At 64.5% G+C, this 17,016-nt stretch carries 17 protein-coding genes and 1 riboswitch; of the genes, 12 read left to right on the top strand and 5 right to left on the bottom strand.

Translation table 11 applies throughout. From position 1 onward, the window contains the following. Positions 1 to 14 precede the first annotated feature (14 nt). Positions 15 to 218: riboswitch (cobalamin riboswitch) on the bottom strand. A 325-nt stretch (positions 219 to 543) separates the two neighbouring features. Continuing rightward, a complete protein-coding gene (locus ACSVIK_RS15555; RefSeq protein WP_442445168.1) occupies positions 544 to 1,287 on the top strand; it encodes a carbonic anhydrase in 744 nt (247 codons plus the stop codon). 435 nt (positions 1,288 to 1,722) lie between these two features. Here ACSVIK_RS15555 and ACSVIK_RS15550 read toward each other — a convergent pair whose 3' ends face one another. The 4 genes from ACSVIK_RS15550 to ACSVIK_RS15535 all read right to left on the bottom strand — a co-directional run bounded on the left by ACSVIK_RS15550 (position 1,723) and on the right by ACSVIK_RS15535 (position 7,028). Beyond that, positions 1,723 to 2,148, bottom strand: a complete 426-nt coding sequence (locus tag ACSVIK_RS15550; RefSeq protein WP_442445167.1) for a PaaI family thioesterase — start codon at positions 2,146 to 2,148, stop codon at positions 1,723 to 1,725. Between the two features lie 12 nt (positions 2,149 to 2,160). Next, complete coding sequence (locus ACSVIK_RS15545; RefSeq protein ID WP_442445166.1) at positions 2,161 to 3,810, bottom strand: acyl-CoA dehydrogenase family protein; 1,650 nt, start codon at positions 3,808 to 3,810, stop codon at positions 2,161 to 2,163. Then, positions 3,807 to 4,448, bottom strand: a complete 642-nt coding sequence (locus ACSVIK_RS15540) for a TetR/AcrR family transcriptional regulator (RefSeq protein WP_442445165.1) — start codon at positions 4,446 to 4,448, stop codon at positions 3,807 to 3,809. The genes ACSVIK_RS15545 and ACSVIK_RS15540 overlap by 4 nt, the downstream gene beginning before the upstream one ends. Before the next feature lie 186 nt (positions 4,449 to 4,634). Further along, positions 4,635 to 7,028 carry a 7TM diverse intracellular signaling domain-containing protein gene (locus ACSVIK_RS15535; RefSeq protein WP_442445164.1) on the bottom strand — a complete coding sequence of 798 codons (2,394 nt, stop codon included), beginning with the start codon at positions 7,026 to 7,028 and terminating at the stop codon, positions 4,635 to 4,637. A 356-nt stretch (positions 7,029 to 7,384) separates the two neighbouring features. Between ACSVIK_RS15535 and ACSVIK_RS15530 the strand changes: the two genes are divergently transcribed. From ACSVIK_RS15530 to ACSVIK_RS15510, 5 genes are all read left to right on the top strand, one after another. Further along, positions 7,385 to 8,182: a bifunctional hydroxymethylpyrimidine kinase/phosphomethylpyrimidine kinase gene (locus ACSVIK_RS15530; RefSeq protein WP_442445163.1), complete on the top strand. Its 798-nt coding sequence runs from the start codon at positions 7,385 to 7,387 to the stop codon at positions 8,180 to 8,182. Then, positions 8,179 to 8,802, top strand: a complete 624-nt coding sequence (gene thiE, locus ACSVIK_RS15525; RefSeq protein ID WP_442445162.1) for a thiamine phosphate synthase — start codon at positions 8,179 to 8,181, stop codon at positions 8,800 to 8,802. The genes ACSVIK_RS15530 and thiE overlap by 4 nt, the downstream gene beginning before the upstream one ends. A gap of 22 nt (positions 8,803 to 8,824) precedes the next feature. After that, positions 8,825 to 10,114, top strand: coding sequence for a glutamate-1-semialdehyde 2,1-aminomutase (gene hemL, locus ACSVIK_RS15520; RefSeq protein ID WP_442445161.1), 1,290 nt, complete (start codon positions 8,825 to 8,827; stop codon positions 10,112 to 10,114). Beyond that, complete coding sequence (locus tag ACSVIK_RS15515; RefSeq protein WP_442445160.1) at positions 10,114 to 10,746, top strand: DUF6962 family protein; 633 nt, start codon at positions 10,114 to 10,116, stop codon at positions 10,744 to 10,746. The genes hemL and ACSVIK_RS15515 overlap by 1 nt, the downstream gene beginning before the upstream one ends. 106 nt (positions 10,747 to 10,852) lie before the next feature. Beyond that, positions 10,853 to 11,401: a tetratricopeptide repeat protein gene (locus ACSVIK_RS15510; RefSeq protein WP_268179093.1), complete on the top strand. Its 549-nt coding sequence runs from the start codon at positions 10,853 to 10,855 to the stop codon at positions 11,399 to 11,401. A gap of 92 nt (positions 11,402 to 11,493) precedes the next feature. On the opposite strand, the gene ACSVIK_RS15505 is transcribed toward ACSVIK_RS15510, so the two are convergent. After that, the gene (locus ACSVIK_RS15505; RefSeq protein ID WP_013717157.1) at positions 11,494 to 11,817 is read right to left on the bottom strand and encodes a DUF1820 family protein; all 324 of its coding nucleotides are present in this window, start codon (positions 11,815 to 11,817) and stop codon (positions 11,494 to 11,496) included. A gap of 227 nt (positions 11,818 to 12,044) precedes the next feature. Between ACSVIK_RS15505 and miaB the strand changes: the two genes are divergently transcribed. The 6 genes from miaB to yacG all read left to right on the top strand — a co-directional run bounded on the left by miaB (position 12,045) and on the right by yacG (position 16,674). Then, positions 12,045 to 13,388 (top strand): tRNA (N6-isopentenyl adenosine(37)-C2)-methylthiotransferase MiaB, encoded by a 1,344-nt coding sequence (gene miaB / locus ACSVIK_RS15500; RefSeq protein ID WP_442445159.1) that lies wholly within the window; start codon positions 12,045 to 12,047, stop codon positions 13,386 to 13,388. Between the two features lie 87 nt (positions 13,389 to 13,475). Further along, entirely contained in the window at positions 13,476 to 14,468 is a 993-nt protein-coding gene (locus ACSVIK_RS15495) for a PhoH family protein (protein ID WP_442445158.1), read from the top strand. Beyond that, positions 14,461 to 14,940, top strand: coding sequence for an rRNA maturation RNase YbeY (ybeY, locus tag ACSVIK_RS15490; protein WP_442445157.1), 480 nt, complete (start codon positions 14,461 to 14,463; stop codon positions 14,938 to 14,940). Before ACSVIK_RS15495 ends, ybeY begins: the two co-directional genes overlap by 8 nt. Before the next feature lie 6 nt (positions 14,941 to 14,946). Continuing rightward, entirely contained in the window at positions 14,947 to 15,786 is an 840-nt protein-coding gene (locus ACSVIK_RS15485) for an HlyC/CorC family transporter (protein WP_442445156.1), read from the top strand. An 85-nt stretch (positions 15,787 to 15,871) separates the two neighbouring features. Beyond that, positions 15,872 to 16,483 carry a dephospho-CoA kinase gene (coaE, locus tag ACSVIK_RS15480; protein ID WP_442445155.1) on the top strand — a complete coding sequence of 204 codons (612 nt, stop codon included), beginning with the start codon at positions 15,872 to 15,874 and terminating at the stop codon, positions 16,481 to 16,483. Then, positions 16,480 to 16,674 carry a DNA gyrase inhibitor YacG gene (gene yacG / locus ACSVIK_RS15475; protein WP_442445154.1) on the top strand — a complete coding sequence of 65 codons (195 nt, stop codon included), beginning with the start codon at positions 16,480 to 16,482 and terminating at the stop codon, positions 16,672 to 16,674. The genes coaE and yacG overlap by 4 nt, the downstream gene beginning before the upstream one ends. Positions 16,675 to 17,016 lie beyond the last annotated feature (342 nt).

Raw genomic sequence — 17,016 nt, 5'->3', positions numbered from 1 at the left:
CGCGGCGAGTTGGAGGATCGATGGGTTCGATGGCAGGTCTCCTGGCTCACGGCTTGGCACTCCGCCCGCCTTCCCGACCGCAGTCAGTGGCATGAGGGGCATCGCTCGCCGTTTACAGTTGCGGGGGCAGCCAGGGCATTGGCGAGATTCGCCGCACCCTGTTCCCTTTTCATCCACACGCACCGGGGCGCGCAGGAACCATCGGTGGCAACCTTACTCCGCAGCCAGGGCAAAAGACAGTACTCGCGTTCAAGGCACCGCCCACCTCCGCCCTGTGCGATGTGCTTGGTCGGCAATCCGAGCTTGTCACCCATACGCCAGCTAGCTGCGCGAGGCGCCGAGATGCTCCCGCTGCCAGAAAGTCTCGCCACCTGAACGGATACTGTCTTGAACGTAGCCGAAGCTGCTGCGAATAAGCGGTGCGTCACACCACGTCCATGCAGATGTAACTTTTTATTACAAGCCATGCGTAGTATTTCCAAACTCGCATCGGCTGCGGGCCACGCGAGCCTTTAGAACCCTCATCCAGTAACGAGAGCGCACATGAAGAAGACCCTGATCGTTGCGTTAACAGCTCTGTTCGCAACCGGCGCCATGGCGGCCGAACAGCAACCGCACTGGAGCTACAAAGGCAAGGAAGGCCCCGAACACTGGGCACAATTGGATCCAGGCTACGAAACCTGCGCACTCGGCCATGCGCAATCGCCGATCGACATCAGCCATGCCACCCGCGCAGCGCTGCCTCGCATTGCCTTCAACTACCAGGCCAGCCCAGCCGAAGTGGTGAATAACGGTCACACCGTCCAGGTGAATCTGAGCAATGCAGGCAGCATCGAGATCGACGGCAAACCCTACCGCCTGGTGCAATTCCATTTCCACACACCCAGCGAAGAGCACATCGCAGGCAAGGGTTTCCCGATGGTGGCGCACTTCGTTCACCAGTCTACCGATGGTCATTTGGCGGTAGTGGCTGTGCTGTTCAAGGAAGGGGCGAAAAACCAGGCACTGGACTCAGTCTTCAAGGCCATGCCGGACAAGGTGGGGGAAAAAGTCGAGTTGGCAAGCAACTTCGCCCCACAAACCGTACTGCCGCAGCAACAGGGCTACTACGCCTTCGCCGGCTCGCTGACCACCCCGCCATGCAGTGAGGACGTGCAATGGCGCGTACTCAAACAGCCAGTCGAGCTGTCCCACGAACAACTGGCGCAGTTCCAGCACCTGTACACGAAGAACGCCCGCCCGATCCAGGCGCTCAATGGACGAACCGTACTGGAAAGCGAAGACTGATGTCCCCTGATGCACCGGCTGGATAGCCGGTGCATTGCATCATCGCGCGACTAGACCTGAGCCCCTGGCTACGTCGGCGTGAGGAACACGCCTGTAGTCGAAGGCGCTGCTGCCCGACGGGAGGTTCATCCCCGCTGGTGCGGGGAACACGCCTGACCTGTAGGAGCGAGCTCTGCTCGCGGAGCTTTTTGGATCGCCCAGGCTCGCGAGCAGAGCTCGCTCATAAAGATTCGTGCGTCGTGGTGCTTCGCGGGTTCATCCCCGCTCACGCGGGGAACATCCTTAGCGAAACCAATTGTTCTCAAAGGAAAAATCAGGCGCTAAAAATCTACCAACTGTTCCTTGTTAAAGATCGAGGCAGCTTGAGCAGGCCGATCAGGCCCGCGGGCGGCCCATGACAAACCTTCGCGCACAGCATAGCGCGTCGATACGGGTTCAAGACGATTCTGCCAGCGTCACCACCGCCATGGTCACCGAAGCCTTGCTGTACAGGCGTTTCTGGCCGTTCTCCTCGCCGAACACCTCGGACTCGACCACAGTGGCCTGGCGCCCGGCCTTGAGCACTTGGGCACGGCAGTAAAGGCGGCTGCTGCGCGCCGGGCGCAGCAGGTTGACCTTGAATTCCAGGGTCAGCACCGTCTGCCCGTCGGCCACCAGCGCGCCGGCGGCGTGGTCGGCCAGGGTGGTCTGCACGCCGGCATGGATGAAGCCGTTCTGCTGCAGGTGGCGCGGCAGGATGTCCAGCTCCGCCTCGACCCACCCCGGCCCGCAAGCGCTGGCGCGGATGCCCATATCCTGAATGAAGTTGGCGTTGGCGAAGCCCTGCTCCACCAGCTCCCGGTAACGCGGATGAGCTTGCATGCGCCTCTCCGATCAGACCAGGTGTGGTGTGCTACGCGCCAGCAGCGCTTCAACGTCGACGCCCCGCGGCAGGGTGCCGTAGACACGGCCATGGCCTTCCAGGCGGCTGGCGATAAAGGCGTCGCTCACCACGCTGTTGCCGGCCTCCAGCAGCAGTTTGGCCTGCAATGCCACGGCCATGTCTTCGGTGAGCTGGCGGGCGCGATACTGGATGTCGGCGGTGTCGGCGAAGTCGGCTTTCAGGCGTTGGATATGGGCCTTGAGGCGGGCATCGCCATGACCGTCGCCCAGCTCGGCGAACAAGGCATCGAGCACGCCAGGCTCCTTGGACAGCGCACGCAGCACGTCCAGGCATTGCACGTTACCCGAGCCTTCCCAGATGGAGTTGACCGGCGCCTCGCGGTACAGGCGCGGCATGATGGTTTCCTCGACGTAACCCGCGCCGCCCATGCATTCGCTGGCCTCGTAGATCATTTCCGGCGCGCGCTTGCAGATCCAGTACTTGCCCACGGCGGTGACCAGGCGGGCGAACTTGTCTTCCTGTTCGTCATGCAGGTGATCCAGCGCGCGGCCCATGCGCATGCACAGCGCCAGCGCGGCTTCGCTTTCCAGCGCCAGGTCAGCGAGCACGTTCTGCATCAGCGGCTGGTCAGCCAGCAATTTGCCGCCCACCTGGCGGTGCGCGCAGTGGTGCGCGGCCTGGGTCAATGCCTGGCGCATCAGGCCACTGGAGCCGACCATGCAGTCGAAACGGGTCATGGCCACCATTTCGATGATGGTGGGCACGCCACGCCCTTCCTCGCCGAGCATCCAGGCGAAGGCACCGCGGTATTCCACTTCGCTGGAGGCATTGGCCCAGTTGCCCAGCTTGTTCTTCAGGCGCTGGATGTAGAAGGCGTTGCGCGTGCCGTCCGGGCGGTGGCGCGGCAGCAGGAAGCAGGAGAGGCCCTTGTCGGTGTAGGCCAGGGTGAGGAAGGCATCGCACATCGGCGCCGAGCAGAACCATTTGTGCCCGACCAGTTCATAGCCCTGCCCCGGCCCACCGATGCCGATGGGATAGGCGCGGGTGGTATTGGCGCGCACGTCGGTGCCGCCCTGTTTCTCGGTCATGGCCATGCCGATGGTGACCCCGGCTTTCTGCTCCATCGGCAGGTTGCGCGGGTCGTACTCGGTGGCCAGGATCTTCGGCAGCCACTGCTCGGCCACGTTGGGCTGCAGGCGGATGGCCGGCACGGCGGCGAAGGTCATGGTCAGCGGGCAGCCGCTGGCCGCCTCGGCCTGACTGTGCATGTAGGTGAGGCCGGCGCGTGCGACATGAGCGCCAGCACGCGGGTCGGTCCAGGGCAGCGAAGGCAGGCCCTGCTCGATGGCCGTGCGCATCAGCTCGTGATAGGCCGGGTGAAATTCCACCAGGTCGATGCGGTTGCCGTAGCGATCATGGCTCTTGAACACCGGCTTGTTTTCGTTGGCAAGAAAGCCTGCCTGCATCAGGGAACCACCGGCGAGGGCGCCATAGGCGACAAGGCGTTCGTCCGCCCAGGCGCCGCCATAGCGACGCACCCACTCCTGCAGCGGCAGGTCGAGGCGATAGAGATTGGCACCATCCAGGCTAGGCACCTGGTTGAACACCTCGTGGGTTTCGGCGAGCAGGCTGGGTTTCATCGCGTGGTCTCCTTGGCGCCGACGGCGCGCAGGCAGAAGGTGGCAAGGCTGGCGCTGACCTGGGCCAGTTCCAGGGTGGGATATCCGGCTTCACGGGCAGCGCGCGCCGGCGGGGAAAGCGGCCCGACCAAGGCCTCGGCGATGGCGCCAACCAGGCAGGCCGCCACCAGGCCGATCTGCTCGACCTGAAACTCGCCGCTGCGCGCACCTTCCTCGAGCAGGTCGATGAACAGTTCGGCGTAGGCCTCACGGTAGAGCAGGCGTTGCTCGTCGACCTGGGTATCCACCGGCTCGGCGATCAGCGCGAAGGCCAGGCGCCGGCTATGCCAGGCACGGGCGGCGAATTTTTCCAGGCCCAGACACAAGCGCTGAGCGGCACTGCCTGGGCCGCGCAGATCCGCGGCCAGGGCATCCACCTCACGCTGACTGGCCACGGCAAAGACCTCGGCGGCCAGTTCACCCTTGCTGCGAAAGTGCCGGTACAGGCTGCCGGTGGCGATGCCCACGTCCTCGGCCAGGGCCTGCATGGTCAGGGCGGCGAAGCCGCCCTCCGCCACCCGCAGCAGGGCACAGTCGAGTATGCGCGCACGCAGGGCCTGGTCACGGTCGAGTTGAGCTTCGCTGAGGCGGTAGGCCATGGTCTGAATCCTCGTTCACTGGCTTTGAGTGAATCAGGATTCAGACCATGGCTAAAGAGGCGTTTCGGCCAAACAGGCGGCTGGAAAAGCGTCTTCGGCAAAGGATGGACGAATGGGCGTCGCGCAGACAGGCATGGGCAGCGCTGCCCATGTGCCCCTGCAGGAGGGTGAATCAATGCGAGAGAGTCAGGCGTCTGCCGTGGCGCGGTACAGCACCCAGTCATGCAGCAGGACGCGCAGCTCGTCGAACTTCACCGGCTTGGCCAGGTAGTCGCTCATGCCGGCTGCCAGGCAGCGTTCGCGGTCACCGCTGTGGCTGTGGGCGGTAATGGCCAGCACCGGCACCTCGGCACAGCCTGGCAGCGTGCGCAACGCGCGGCAGGTAGCGAAGCCGTCCATGATCGGCATCTGGCAGTCCAGCAGTACGGCATCCACCCGTTCGTTGCGCAGCAATTCCAGAGCATCGGCGCCGTTGTCGGCAGTGCGCACGCGGTAGCCGAGCTTGAGCAGCATGCCGCGCGTCACCAACTGGTTGATGGCATTGTCCTCGACGACCAGCACCGTGCATTGCTGGGGCGTGCGCACGGCCTTGCCCAGCGGGCCACGCGCTGGGCGCGGCATGCTGCCAGCCACCTGCTGCGGCTGCGTCAACGGCACCTCGACGAGAAAGCGGCTGCCCTGCCCTGGCACGGAGTGATGCTCCAGGCTGCCGCCGAGCAGATCCACCAGTTGCCTGCACAAGGCCAGGCCGATGCCGAGACCGCCGTACTTGCGCGTCATGGAACCATCGATCTGGCGGAAGCGCTGGTAAAGCATGTCCTGGTCAGGGTCGAAACCAATGCCGGTGTCGCTGACCTGTACCCTGAGCGGCACGCTGTCGCCCGTCCGGCCAGCGGCCATGACCTGCAGGCGCACCTCACCTTCGTGGGTGAACTTGATGGCATTGTCCAGCAGGTAACCCAGGGCCTGGGCCAGCTTGTCGGCGTCGCCTTCGACAACGTCCGGCAGGCTGTCGTCGAGGCGCAGATGAAACGCCAGGCCCTTTTCTTCGGCCCGGGGGGCGTACTGCGCGCGCAGGTCATCGAACAGGCTACGCAGGCTGAAGGCCTGCCGCCGTGGGTAGAGCTTGCCGGCCTGCAGCTCGGTGAGCGCGAGGATGTCGTTGACCATGCGCATCATGTCGCGCGCCGAGGCAGCAGCGGTCTTCTGGTACTGCTCCAGTTCGACATCCATCTTCACCGTCTGCATCAGTTCCAGCGAGCCGATCACGCCGTTCATCGGCGTGCGTAGCTCGTGGGTGACGGTGGCGAGGAACTCGTCCTTGAAGCGGTTGCTGTCGGCCAGTTCCTGGTTCAGCGCTTCGAGTTTGTGGCTGGCATCCTGGAGGATGCGTGCACGCTCCTCCTTCATCGCGTTGATACGGTCGGCCAGCGCCAACGACAGCAAGCCGACCTCGATGGCCGAACCGATCTGGCTGGCGTACATGGTGAGGAATACGTTGGGCAGATAGCCCAGCACCATCAGTGTGTTGATCGCGCCACCGGCGAGGAAGGCCGTCCAGGCGAAGATGAAATAGCGCGCCACACGCATGCCGCGCAACCAGGCCAGAATGCCGGCAGCGAAGATCAGCACGGTGAAGCACAGCGCCAGGTAGGTGGCCAGGCGCAGCGCCGTGGCATAGCTGATGGTCAGCGCCAACACCATCACCGTGGCACCGCAGGCCATCAGCAACATCAACCCACGGTCGACCCAGGGGCTGTGCTCGGCGGTGTGCAGGAAGCTGCGGGCGAACTGGCAGCCGAACAAGGACGCCGAACCGATCAAAAAGGGCGTGGCAGCATTGGCCCACCAGGGGCTGTTGGGCCAGAAGTACTCGATGCCGGCACCGTTGACCGACACCTGATACAGGCCGAACGAAGCGATGTAGAGGATGTAGTAGAGGTAGCTGGTGTCACGCACGCTGAGATAGATGAACAGGTTGTACACCAGCATCACCAGCAGCACGCCGTAGATGATGCCGAGCACGTAGATGCGCCCTGGCTGTTCTTCCAGGTAAGCGTTGGGCGCCCACAGGGTCAGCGGCGCCTGGATCGAACCCTGGCTCTCCAGGCGCAGGTACAGGCGCTTGGGCTCACCGGGGTGCAACAGCAGCTCGAACAGGTAGTTGTTCTGGCGGAACTGACGGCTGTCGAACGGCAGGGCATCGCCCGTGCGCTGGGTCAGATGGAAACGGCCGCCACCTTCCTGCTCGTACAGTTCCACATGGTCGAGAGGCGGGTAGGCCAGCTCCAGCAGCCAGGAACGCGGGCCACTCGCCTGTTGCGGCCGATACTCCAGATCCAGGCGCAACCAGAACACCGAGCGCGAGTAACCGGCATTGAGCACGGACTGGTCATGCTGGATGAAGCTGCGCTCCAGCGCCGGCGAGACGATATCGTCGATGCTGGCGTCGCCGCGCACGTCCTCGAACACATAGATGCTCTGCCCCAGCGGCAGCGCGCGCATCTGCTCGTCGAAGGTGGCTGCAGCGACGAACGAAGAAAGAACCAGGCTCAACACGAGCAGGAACAGGCGACCCATACGACCCCACGAAGCCTGTCGAGCGCCAGCGGGAGTGCGTGACTCCACCGCCCGAATCGCCGCGCCAGGGAAACTTGATAAACGAAACGCACTACTCTAGGGGCTGCCTGGGCACTTGGCCAGATTCGCCCCACTTTTCTGCCGGACAAGATCACAGCAGCGGCCTGCACCAACGGTTAACAGGCTGTTGAAAAACTACCTGCGTTGCCTGGCCGTCGTTAAAAACAGCCTCGTGTGCGAGCCCAGTCAAAATGCTATTTACAACTCGTAAACTGCGCTTTTTCGGCTGTTTTTGCCTAGGCCAGCCTGCCTCGCTGACGTTTTTCAACGGCCTGTTAGTGATAAGCTCGCGCACCATGAAAACGCCAAACTTTCGCCCCGTAGTGCTGTGCATGTCCGGTCACGACCCCAGCGGTGGTGCTGGCCTGCAGGCCGATATCGAAGCCCTGCTCGCCCAGGGCTGCCACGCTGCCCCGGCAGTGACTGCGCTGACCGTGCAGGACACGGTCAATGTCAGTGATTTTCGCGTACTCGACCGCGGCTGGGTACTGGCCCAGACCCGTGCCGTGATCGCCGACATGCCGGTGGCCGCCGTCAAGCTGGGCATGCTCGGCTCGGTGGACATGGTCGACACCGTGCTCGAAGTGATGAGCCAATTGCCGGGCGTGCCGCTGGTCTGCGACCCGGTACTGCGCGCCGGCGGCGGCGGCGCGCTGGGCAAGGACGACGTCGGCTATGCCATGCGCGAACGCCTGTTCGCCGTCTCCACCATCGCCACGCCGAACCTGCCGGAAGCGCGCATCCTCGCCGAACTGCCGCAAGGCAGCGCTGACGAGTGCGCCGAAAAACTGTTGCCTTATATCGAGCACCTGCTGATCACTGGCGGCCACGGCGACGAAGCCGAAGTGCACAACCGCCTGTACAGCCGCGATGGCAGCCGTCATACCTTCACCTGCGCGCGCCTGCCCGGCAGCTACCATGGCTCCGGCTGCACCCTGGCCAGCACCCTGGCCGGTCGCCTGGCGCTGGGCGAAGAACTGGTCAGCGCCGTGAACAGTGCCCTGGATTACACATGGCGCACCCTGCGCGACGCCGAACAACCCGGCCACGGCCAGTACGTGCCACGCCGCCTGCCGTTGGATTACGGCCAATGAGCCTGTGCGGTCTCTACGCCATTACCGACACGCCTTTGCTGGCCGGCGGCAAGCTGCTGCCCTACGCCGAGGCGGCACTGATCGGTGGCGCACGTCTGCTGCAGTACCGCGACAAGTCCGCCGATGCCGCACGCCGTTTCGATGAGGCCCAGGCTCTGGCCGAACTGTGCCAGCGCCACGGCGCCAGCCTGATCATCAACGACGACCTGGAGCTGGCCGCGCGCCTGGGCGTCGGCCTGCACCTGGGCCAAAGCGACGGCTCGCTGGCCGCAGCCCGCGCCCGCCTCGGCACCGAGGCCGTGATCGGCGGCACCTGCCATGCCCAACTGGAGCTGGCCGAGCGCGCTGTGGCCGAAGGCGCCAGCTATATCGCCTTCGGCCGCTTCTTCAACTCCCACACCAAGCCCGGCGCTCCGGCGGCCACCCTGGAGCTGCTGGAGCAGGCCCGCGCACGCTTTGCCCAGCCCATCGTCGCCATCGGCGGCGTGACCCTGGAAACCGCCCCAGGCCTGATCGCCCACGGCACCAGCCTGGTCGCCGTGATCCACGCCCTGTTCGCTGCGGACTCCGCCCTTGAGGTGGAAGACCGCGCCCGCGCCTTCGCCGCGCTGTTCGATTGACCTTTTGCAGAGAGAACCTGACATGTCCCGCTCCGAAATCCTCTTCGCCAATGCCCAAAAGCACATCCCAGGCGGCGTCAACTCGCCGGTGCGCGCCTTCCGCAGCGTCGGCGGCACGCCGCTGTTCTTCAAGCACGCCGAAGGCGCCTATGTGGTGGATGAAGACGACAAGCGCTACGTCGACTACGTCGGCTCCTGGGGCCCGATGATCCTTGGCCACAGCCACCCGGATGTGCTCGACTCGGTGCGTCGTCAGTTGGAACACGGCCTTTCCTATGGCGCGCCGACCGCGCTGGAAACCGAGATGGCCGAGCTGGTGTGCGGCCTGGTGCCGTCGATGGAGATGGTGCGCATGGTCAGCTCCGGCACCGAGGCGACCATGAGCGCCATCCGCCTGGCCCGTGGCTACACCGGCCGCGACAGCATCATCAAGTTCGAGGGCTGCTACCACGGCCACTCCGACAGCCTGCTGGTCAAGGCCGGCTCTGGCGCCCTGACCCAGGGCGTGCCGAACTCCGCCGGGGTGCCGGCTGCCTTCGCCAAGCACACCCTGACCCTGCCGTTCAACGACATCGACGCCGTCGCCGAATGCCTGGCGCAGGTCGGTCAGGAAGTCGCCTGCATCATCGTCGAGCCGGTGGCCGGCAACATGAACTGCGTGCCGCCGGCGCCGGGCTTCCTCGAAGGCCTGCGTGAGCAGTGCGACAAACATGGCGTAGTGCTGATCTTCGACGAAGTGATGACCGGTTTCCGCGTCGCCCTCGGCGGCGCCCAGGCGCACTACGGCGTCACCCCGGATCTGACTACCTTCGGCAAGATCATCGGCGGCGGCATGCCGGTGGGCTGCTTCGGCGGCAAGCGCGCGATCATGGAGTGCATCGCCCCGCTCGGCCCGGTGTACCAGGCCGGCACCCTGTCGGGTAACCCGCTGGCCATGGCCGCCGGCCTGACCACCCTCAAGCTGATCAGCCGTCCGGGCTTCCACACCGAACTCGCCGACTACACCTCGCGCATGCTCGCCGGCCTGCAGGAGCGCGCCGATGCCGCAGGCATCCCCTTCGTCACCACCCAGGCGGGTGCCATGTTCGGCCTGTATTTCAGCGGTGCAGACGACATCGTCACCTTCGCCGACGTGATGGCCAGCGACAGCGCGCGCTTCAACCGCTTCTTCCACCTGATGCTGGACGGTGGCGTGTACCTGGCACCGAGCGCCTTCGAGGCCGGTTTCACCTCCATCGCCCATGGCGACAAGGAACTGGCCATCACCCTGGACGCCGCCGAGCGCGCTTTCGCCGAGCTGAAAAAAGCCTGATGCAGTACAGCACCGCCTTCAGCGATGCCTTGCTGGCCCTGGCTTGCGCCGCCTGCGCCTGGTTGATTGGCCGGGTACGCAGGCGCCATGGCGAGGGCGATCAGCCGGCGCTGTTCTGCGCCCTGCTCGGCTTCCTGCTGCCGACAGCCGCCGCCAGTGTCGGCGTAATCCGCTACGGCTTAGACCCGAGCTGGCAGGCCGCGCATCTTTGGCTCTCCCAGGCCAGCAGCTTTCTCGGCCTGCCGCTGCTCGGCGCCGCCGCCTTGGCACTGGGCCGTGGCTGGGTCTGGAGCCGGCCGAACTGGGGGCGAATCGTCCTCGGGCTGTGCGCCTTCTTCGAGCTGTTCCGCCAGTTCGGCCACCTGGAGGAGTACCGCCTGGCGCTGCATCTGGCGACGCTGGCGCTGATCCTCTATGCCGGTGCACTGCAGTGGCCACGGCGTGCCCCCGCGATTACTGCAGCCGCCGTGGTGGGCCTGTTTCTACTGGCTGGCCTGGCGGTGGGCAGCGAGGGCGTGATCGGGCCGCTGCGCCGTGTCGACCTGTTCCACCTGCTGCTCGCAGCGGCTTACCCCTTGCTGGCCTGGCTACTGTTGAGCCTGCCGGGGAGCGCCCGCAAGCCGGTGCGGTAAAGGCTTTGTAACAAGCGCGCGGTTTATTCCATAATGCATCGGTCGGCACGTATCGCGCCGACCGGGCCCGTAACCCGCCCCGAACCGCTGAGGCACCGTTATTCAGATGACTCGCACCGGCCGCAGCCTGTCCATGGGCTGCCTGTTGCTTTTCCTCCCGCTGTTTGCGTTCGCAGGCGGCAATTCACTGCTGATCCCGGCGACCGGCAGTTGTGCCCTGAGCGGCCCAGCCGAAGACATGCCCGAAGCCCTCGCCAGTTGCCAGGAGATGGCGCGCAGCGGCAACGTTCAGGCCGCCTTCGATCTGGGCGAGTACTACTACGACGGCAAGCGCACCCCGCGCGACCTCAAGCAGGCGCTGAGCTGGTTCGAGCGCGCCTCGCTGCAGGGCCATGCCGAAGCGCAACTGCGCCTGGGCACCATGTTCTTCCGTGGCGAAGGCGTACCGGCCAACAACGTGCAGGCTTACATCGTGTTGAAGATGGCCTCGGTCAACGGCTCGGACGAAGCCATGGACACCGCCGACCTGGTGTCGGCGCAGATGCGTCGCGACGAACTGGAAATCGCCACCCAGGTGCTGGGACAGATCTTCCGCAGCTACCTGCTGGAACTGCAGACCGCCGAAAGCCGCTCGCCTTTCGCACCCTTGCCCTGAAAGAGCAGCCGCAAGCTGCAAGCCCCAAGCGGCAAGTAAAAGCCAAGATATGCACCGAGCCAGCTTGAAGCTTGTGGCTTGCAGCTTGTCGCTTACTTGTCCGGCATCGGCATAGGGAACGGCATCACGTTGCCGCCGCCCTTGGCTTCGCTGATCTTCGCCGTGCCCAGGCGCTCCACCTCGTCGATGCGGATGATCGCGTGCATCGGCACGAAACTGCGCACCACGCCCTCGAACTGCGCCTTGAGCTTTTCCTCGCTGGGGTCGACCACCAGTTGGCTACGCTCACCGAAGACGAACTCCTCCACCTCCAGAAAACCCCACAGATCACTCTGATAGATCTGCTTGGCATACATCTCGTACACCTGGCCCTGGTTGAGGAAAATCACCTTGTAGATGGGATCACGCTTGCTCATGAAGACTCGAAGTCAGGAAAAACGGGGCGCGAAGGATAGCACAAGGCGGCAGGCGGCAGGCGGCAGGCAAGCGTAGCCCGGATGCAATCCGGGAATGAACGGCGCAAGCCCCCGGATTGCATCCGGGCTACCCGACGACGCGCTTGCCTGCCGCCTGAAGCTTGTAGCCTGTCGCCCGCCGCTCCCCTATAATGCGCGGTCATTTTTTAACCACCTCAGACAGTGCCATGACCAAGAAGCTCTATATCGAAACCCACGGTTGCCAGATGAACGAGTACGACAGCTCGCGCATGGTCGACCTGCTGGGCGAGCATCAGGCCCTGGAGGTTACGGAAAAACCCGAAGAAGCCGACGTGATCCTGCTCAATACCTGCTCGATCCGTGAGAAGGCGCAGGACAAGGTGTTCTCCCAGCTCGGCCGCTGGCGCGAGCTGAAGCAGGCCAACCCGGATCTGGTGATCGGCGTCGGCGGCTGCGTGGCCAGCCAGGAAGGCGCAGCGATCCGCGACCGTGCGCCCTATGTCGATGTGGTATTCGGCCCGCAGACCCTGCACCGCCTGCCGGAGATGATCGACGCCGCGCGCGTGACCAAGACCGCCCAGGTGGACATCAGCTTCCCCGAGATCGAGAAGTTCGACCGCCTGCCCGAGCCGCGCGTCGATGGCCCCAGCGCCTTCGTCTCAGTGATGGAAGGCTGCAGCAAGTACTGCACCTTCTGCGTGGTGCCCTACACCCGTGGCGAGGAAGTCAGCCGCCCGCTGGCCGACGTGCTGATGGAAATCACCTCCCTCACCGAGAAGGGCGTGAAGGAAGTCACCCTGCTCGGGCAGAACGTCAACGGCTATCGTGGGCAAGCCCCGGACGGCCATATCGCCGACTTCGCCGAGCTGCTGCACGCCGTGGCGGCCCTCGATGGTGTCGAGCGCATCCGCTACACCACCAGCCACCCGCTGGAGTTCTCCGACGCCATCATCGCCGCCCATGCCGAGATCCCGCAGTTGGTGAAATACCTGCACCTGCCGGTGCAATCGGGCTCCGACCGCATTCTCGCAGCGATGAAGCGCAACCACACCGCGCTGGAATACAAGTCGCGCATCCGCAAGCTGCGCGCCGCCGTGCCGGACATCCTGATCAGCTCGGACTTCATCGTCGGCTTCCCCGGCGAAACCGAGAAGGATTTCGAGCAGACCATGAAGCTGATCGAGGACGTCGGGTTCGACTTCTCCTTCTCCTTCATCTACAGCTCGCGCCCCGGCACTCCGGCCGCCGATCTGGCCGACGACACCCCGGAAGAGGTGAAGAAGCAGCGCCTGGCTCTGCTGCAGCACCGCATCAACCAGAACGGTTTCGAGAACAGCCGGCGCATGGTCGGCACGGTGCAGCGCATCCTGGTCAGCGACTACTCGAAGAAGGACCCGGGCATGCTCCAGGGCCGTACCGAGCAGAACCGCATCGTCAATTTCCGTTGCGACAATCCGCGCCTGATCGGCCAGTTCGTCGACGTGCATATCGACGACGCCCTGCCGCACTCGCTACGCGGCACCCTGCTGGATACTGAGACCCTCCACTAAAGCCGTATTTGCCTACACTTTGCGTTGTCGGCGCCCGGCGTTATGCTGCCTTTCCATACCCAGACAAGTGACGATCACACCATCACCTTGAACGCTTCCCTAGAACCTCATCGCTTCACCCTCGAGCCCTTCGAGGCCCACCGTTTCGCCAACCTCTGCGGCCAGTTCGACGAGCACCTGCGCCTGATCGAAGAGCGCCTCGGTCTGGAAATCCGCAACCGTGGCAACCAGTTCGAGCTGCTCGGCAGCGCCGACAAGGCCCAGGCCGCCGAGACCCTGCTGCGCAAGCTGTACCGCGAAACCAAAGCCACCGAGCTGTCGCCCGATCTGGTGCACCTGTACCTGCAGGAGTCCGGCGTCGAGGAACTGGTCAACCCCAGCAATGTGCCGCAGGTGACCCTGCGTACGCGCAAGGGCGTGATCAAGCCGCGCGGCGCCAACCAGCAGCGCTACGTCAAGGCGATCCTCGACAACGACATCAACTTCGGCATCGGCCCCGCCGGTACCGGCAAGACCTACCTCGCCGTGGCCTGCGCGGTGGACGCGCTGGAGCGCGAACAGGTGCGACGCATCCTGCTGGTGCGCCCGGCGGTGGAGGCTGGCGAGAAGCTCGGCTTCCTGCCCGGCGACCTGGCGCAGAAGATCGATCCTTACCTGCGCCCGCTGTACGACGCCCTCTACGAAATGCTCGGCTTCGACCACGTCGCCAAGCTGATCGAGAAACAGGTGATCGAGATTGCGCCGCTGGCCTATATGCGCGGCCGTACGCTTAACAACAGCTTCATCATTCTCGACGAGAGTCAGAACACCACCGTCGAGCAGATGAAGATGTTCCTCACCCGTATCGGTTTCGGCTCCACCGCCGTGATCACCGGCGACATCACCCAGGTCGACCTGCCGCGCGGCACCAAGAGCGGCCTGGCCCATGTCATCGAAGTACTGCGCGAAGTGCCAGGCATCAGCTTCACCCATTTCCAACCCAAGGACGTGGTGCGCCACCCCCTGGTGCAGCGCATCGTCGAGGCCTACGAGCGCCACGATGCCCGAGTGAACGCCAAGGTCGAGAACAAGGATGCTTGAACTCGACCTGCAACTGGCCACTGACGGCCAGCACCCGGACGAGGCGCAACTGCGCCAATGGTGCGAACTGGCGCTGCGCCAACGCAGCGCCGACTCGGAGCTGACCATCCGCCTGGTCGACGAGGCCGAAGGCCGCGAGCTGAACCACACCTGGCGACACAAAGACTACGCCACCAACGTCCTGTCCTTCCCCGCCGAGATTCCCGATGGAATTCTCGACATCCCGCTGCTGGGCGACCTGGTGATCTGCGTGCCGGTGGTCGAGCGCGAAGCAGCCGAACAGGGCAAGGCACTGGAAGCGCACTGGGCGCATCTGGTGATCCACGGCTGCCTGCACCTGCTGGGCTATGACCATATCGAGGAAGACGAAGCCCTCGAGATGGAAGATCTGGAACGACAATTGCTCGCCGAACTGGGTCACCCCGACCCTTATGCCGGCGACGAACCTCCTAATGAAAAGGATCCTGAGTAAAACGCCATGAGCGAAGACCGATCGAGCAACGAGCAGAAGTCCTGGTTCAACAAGCTGACCCAGGCTTTTGCTCATGAGCCGAGAAACCGCCAGGAACTGCTGGAAGTCCTGCGCGAAGCCCACCAGAACAAACTGCTCGACAGCGAAGCGCTGACCATAGTCGAAGGCGCCATTCAGGTCGCCGACCTGCAGGTGCGCGACATCATGGTGCCGCGCTCGCAGATGATCAGCATCAAGGCCAACCAGACGCCGCAGGAGTTCCTCCCGGCCATCATCGAAGCGGCTCACTCGCGCTACCCGGTGATCGGCGAGAGCCTCGACGACGTCATCGGCATCCTCCTGGCCAAGGATCTGCTGCCGCTGATCCTGCAGGGCGACCAGCCCAACTTCAACATCAAGGATCTGCTGCGCCCGGCCACCTTCGTGCCCGAGTCCAAGCGCCTCAACGTGCTGCTGCGCGAGTTCCGCGCCAACCACAACCACATGGCCGTGGTGATCGACGAATACGGCGGCGTCGCCGGCCTGGTGACCATTGAGGACGTGCTGGAGCAGATAGTCGGTGACATCGAGGACGAGCACGATGTCGAGGAAGACGGCTACATCAAGCCGCTGCCCTCCGGCGACTACCTGATCAAGGCGCTGACCCCCATCGACAGTTTCAACGAAACGTTCGACAGCCAGTTCTCCGACGACGAGTACGACACCGTCGGCGGCCTGGTGATGAACGCTTTCGGCCACCTGCCCAAGCGCAACGAAGTCACCGAGATCGGCGAATTCCGCTTCCGCGTGCTCAACGCCGACAGCCGCCGCATCCACCTACTGCGCCTGACGCCGGTCAGCCGCTGAGCCTCCGGCCTGAGGCGCGACGTTCGCGTCCTCAGGCAATCCCCCCTACAATCGCGCCCTTGAGCAGCAACGGGATCGCAACCTCGTGATGAAACCCTGGATTCTCGGCCTGACCGGCGGCATCGGCAGCGGCAAGACCGCCGTCGCCCAGGCCTTCATCGACCGCGGCGTGCACACGGTGGACGCCGACCACGCCGCGCGCTGGGTGGTCGAGCCGGGCCGCCCGGCGCTGGCGAAGATCGTCGAGCATTTCGGCGCGGACATCCTGCAGGCCGACGGCACGCTGGATCGCGCCGCGCTTCGCCAACGTATCTTCGCCGCCCCCGAGGAACGGCGCTGGCTGGAAGCCCTGCTACACCCGCTGATCGGCCAGGAGATCGTGCAGGTGCTGGCCCGTGCCGAGTCGCCCTACGCCATTCTGGTGTCGCCGCTGCTGATCGAGTCCGGCCAGCATCGCCTGACCAACCGGATATTGGTGGTGGATGTGCCGGAAGCGCTGCAGATCGAACGCACCATGGCCCGCGACACCACCAACGAAGAGCAGGTGCGCGCCATCCTGCAGGCGCAGGCCAGCCGCGAAGAGCGCCTGCGCCATGCCCACGACGTGCTGTGCAACGACCGTGATCTGGCCTGGCTGGATCGTGAGGTCGAGCGCCTGCATGACTTTTATCTGACCCTGCGTGGAGGCCAAGCATGACCACCATCGTTCAATGCCCGACCTGTGGCGCACCCGTGGAATGGAAAGCCGAGAGCACCTACCGACCGTTCTGCAGCGAACGCTGCAAGCTGATCGACCTGGGCGCCTGGGCGGCCGAAGAACATGCCATTCCGGGCAACGATCTGGAAGACGAGCTGTTCAGCGGCGACCTGCCGACCAGGCAGCACTGAGCGGCGCGCTCTCGCTAGGCAAAGAAACGCCCCCGCCATCCGGGTCTCGCTTCGTTCGGCCTCCTGAAAGGGCGCATTTGCGCGCCTGAACGAACCGGCACTCCACAGGCTGCTCGGCGTGTTCTAGTAGGGCGTACTCGCGAAGCAGTACGCCGTTGATGAGAGTATTAGGCATGAGCCTTGGTGCCGAACTTGACATGGCCCGGCGGACTGTTCGCTTAGGCTCCTGAGTCCGCCCTACGGCTGACCTCTCAAACACTTTGCGCTAATTCTGGGTTACCTCAGGTTCAGGCGCGTGCAGAGCCCGCCCAGGAGGGCGAACGGAATCGTCGTGGAAGAGGT

The organism is Pseudomonas sp. NCHU5216 (assembly GCF_052156495.1).
In the GTDB taxonomy this organism is placed as follows: Bacteria; Pseudomonadota; Gammaproteobacteria; order Pseudomonadales; family Pseudomonadaceae; genus Aquipseudomonas.
Note: the sequence above shows the minus strand (reverse complement) of the source record. Positions and strands in the feature narration are given on the sequence as shown.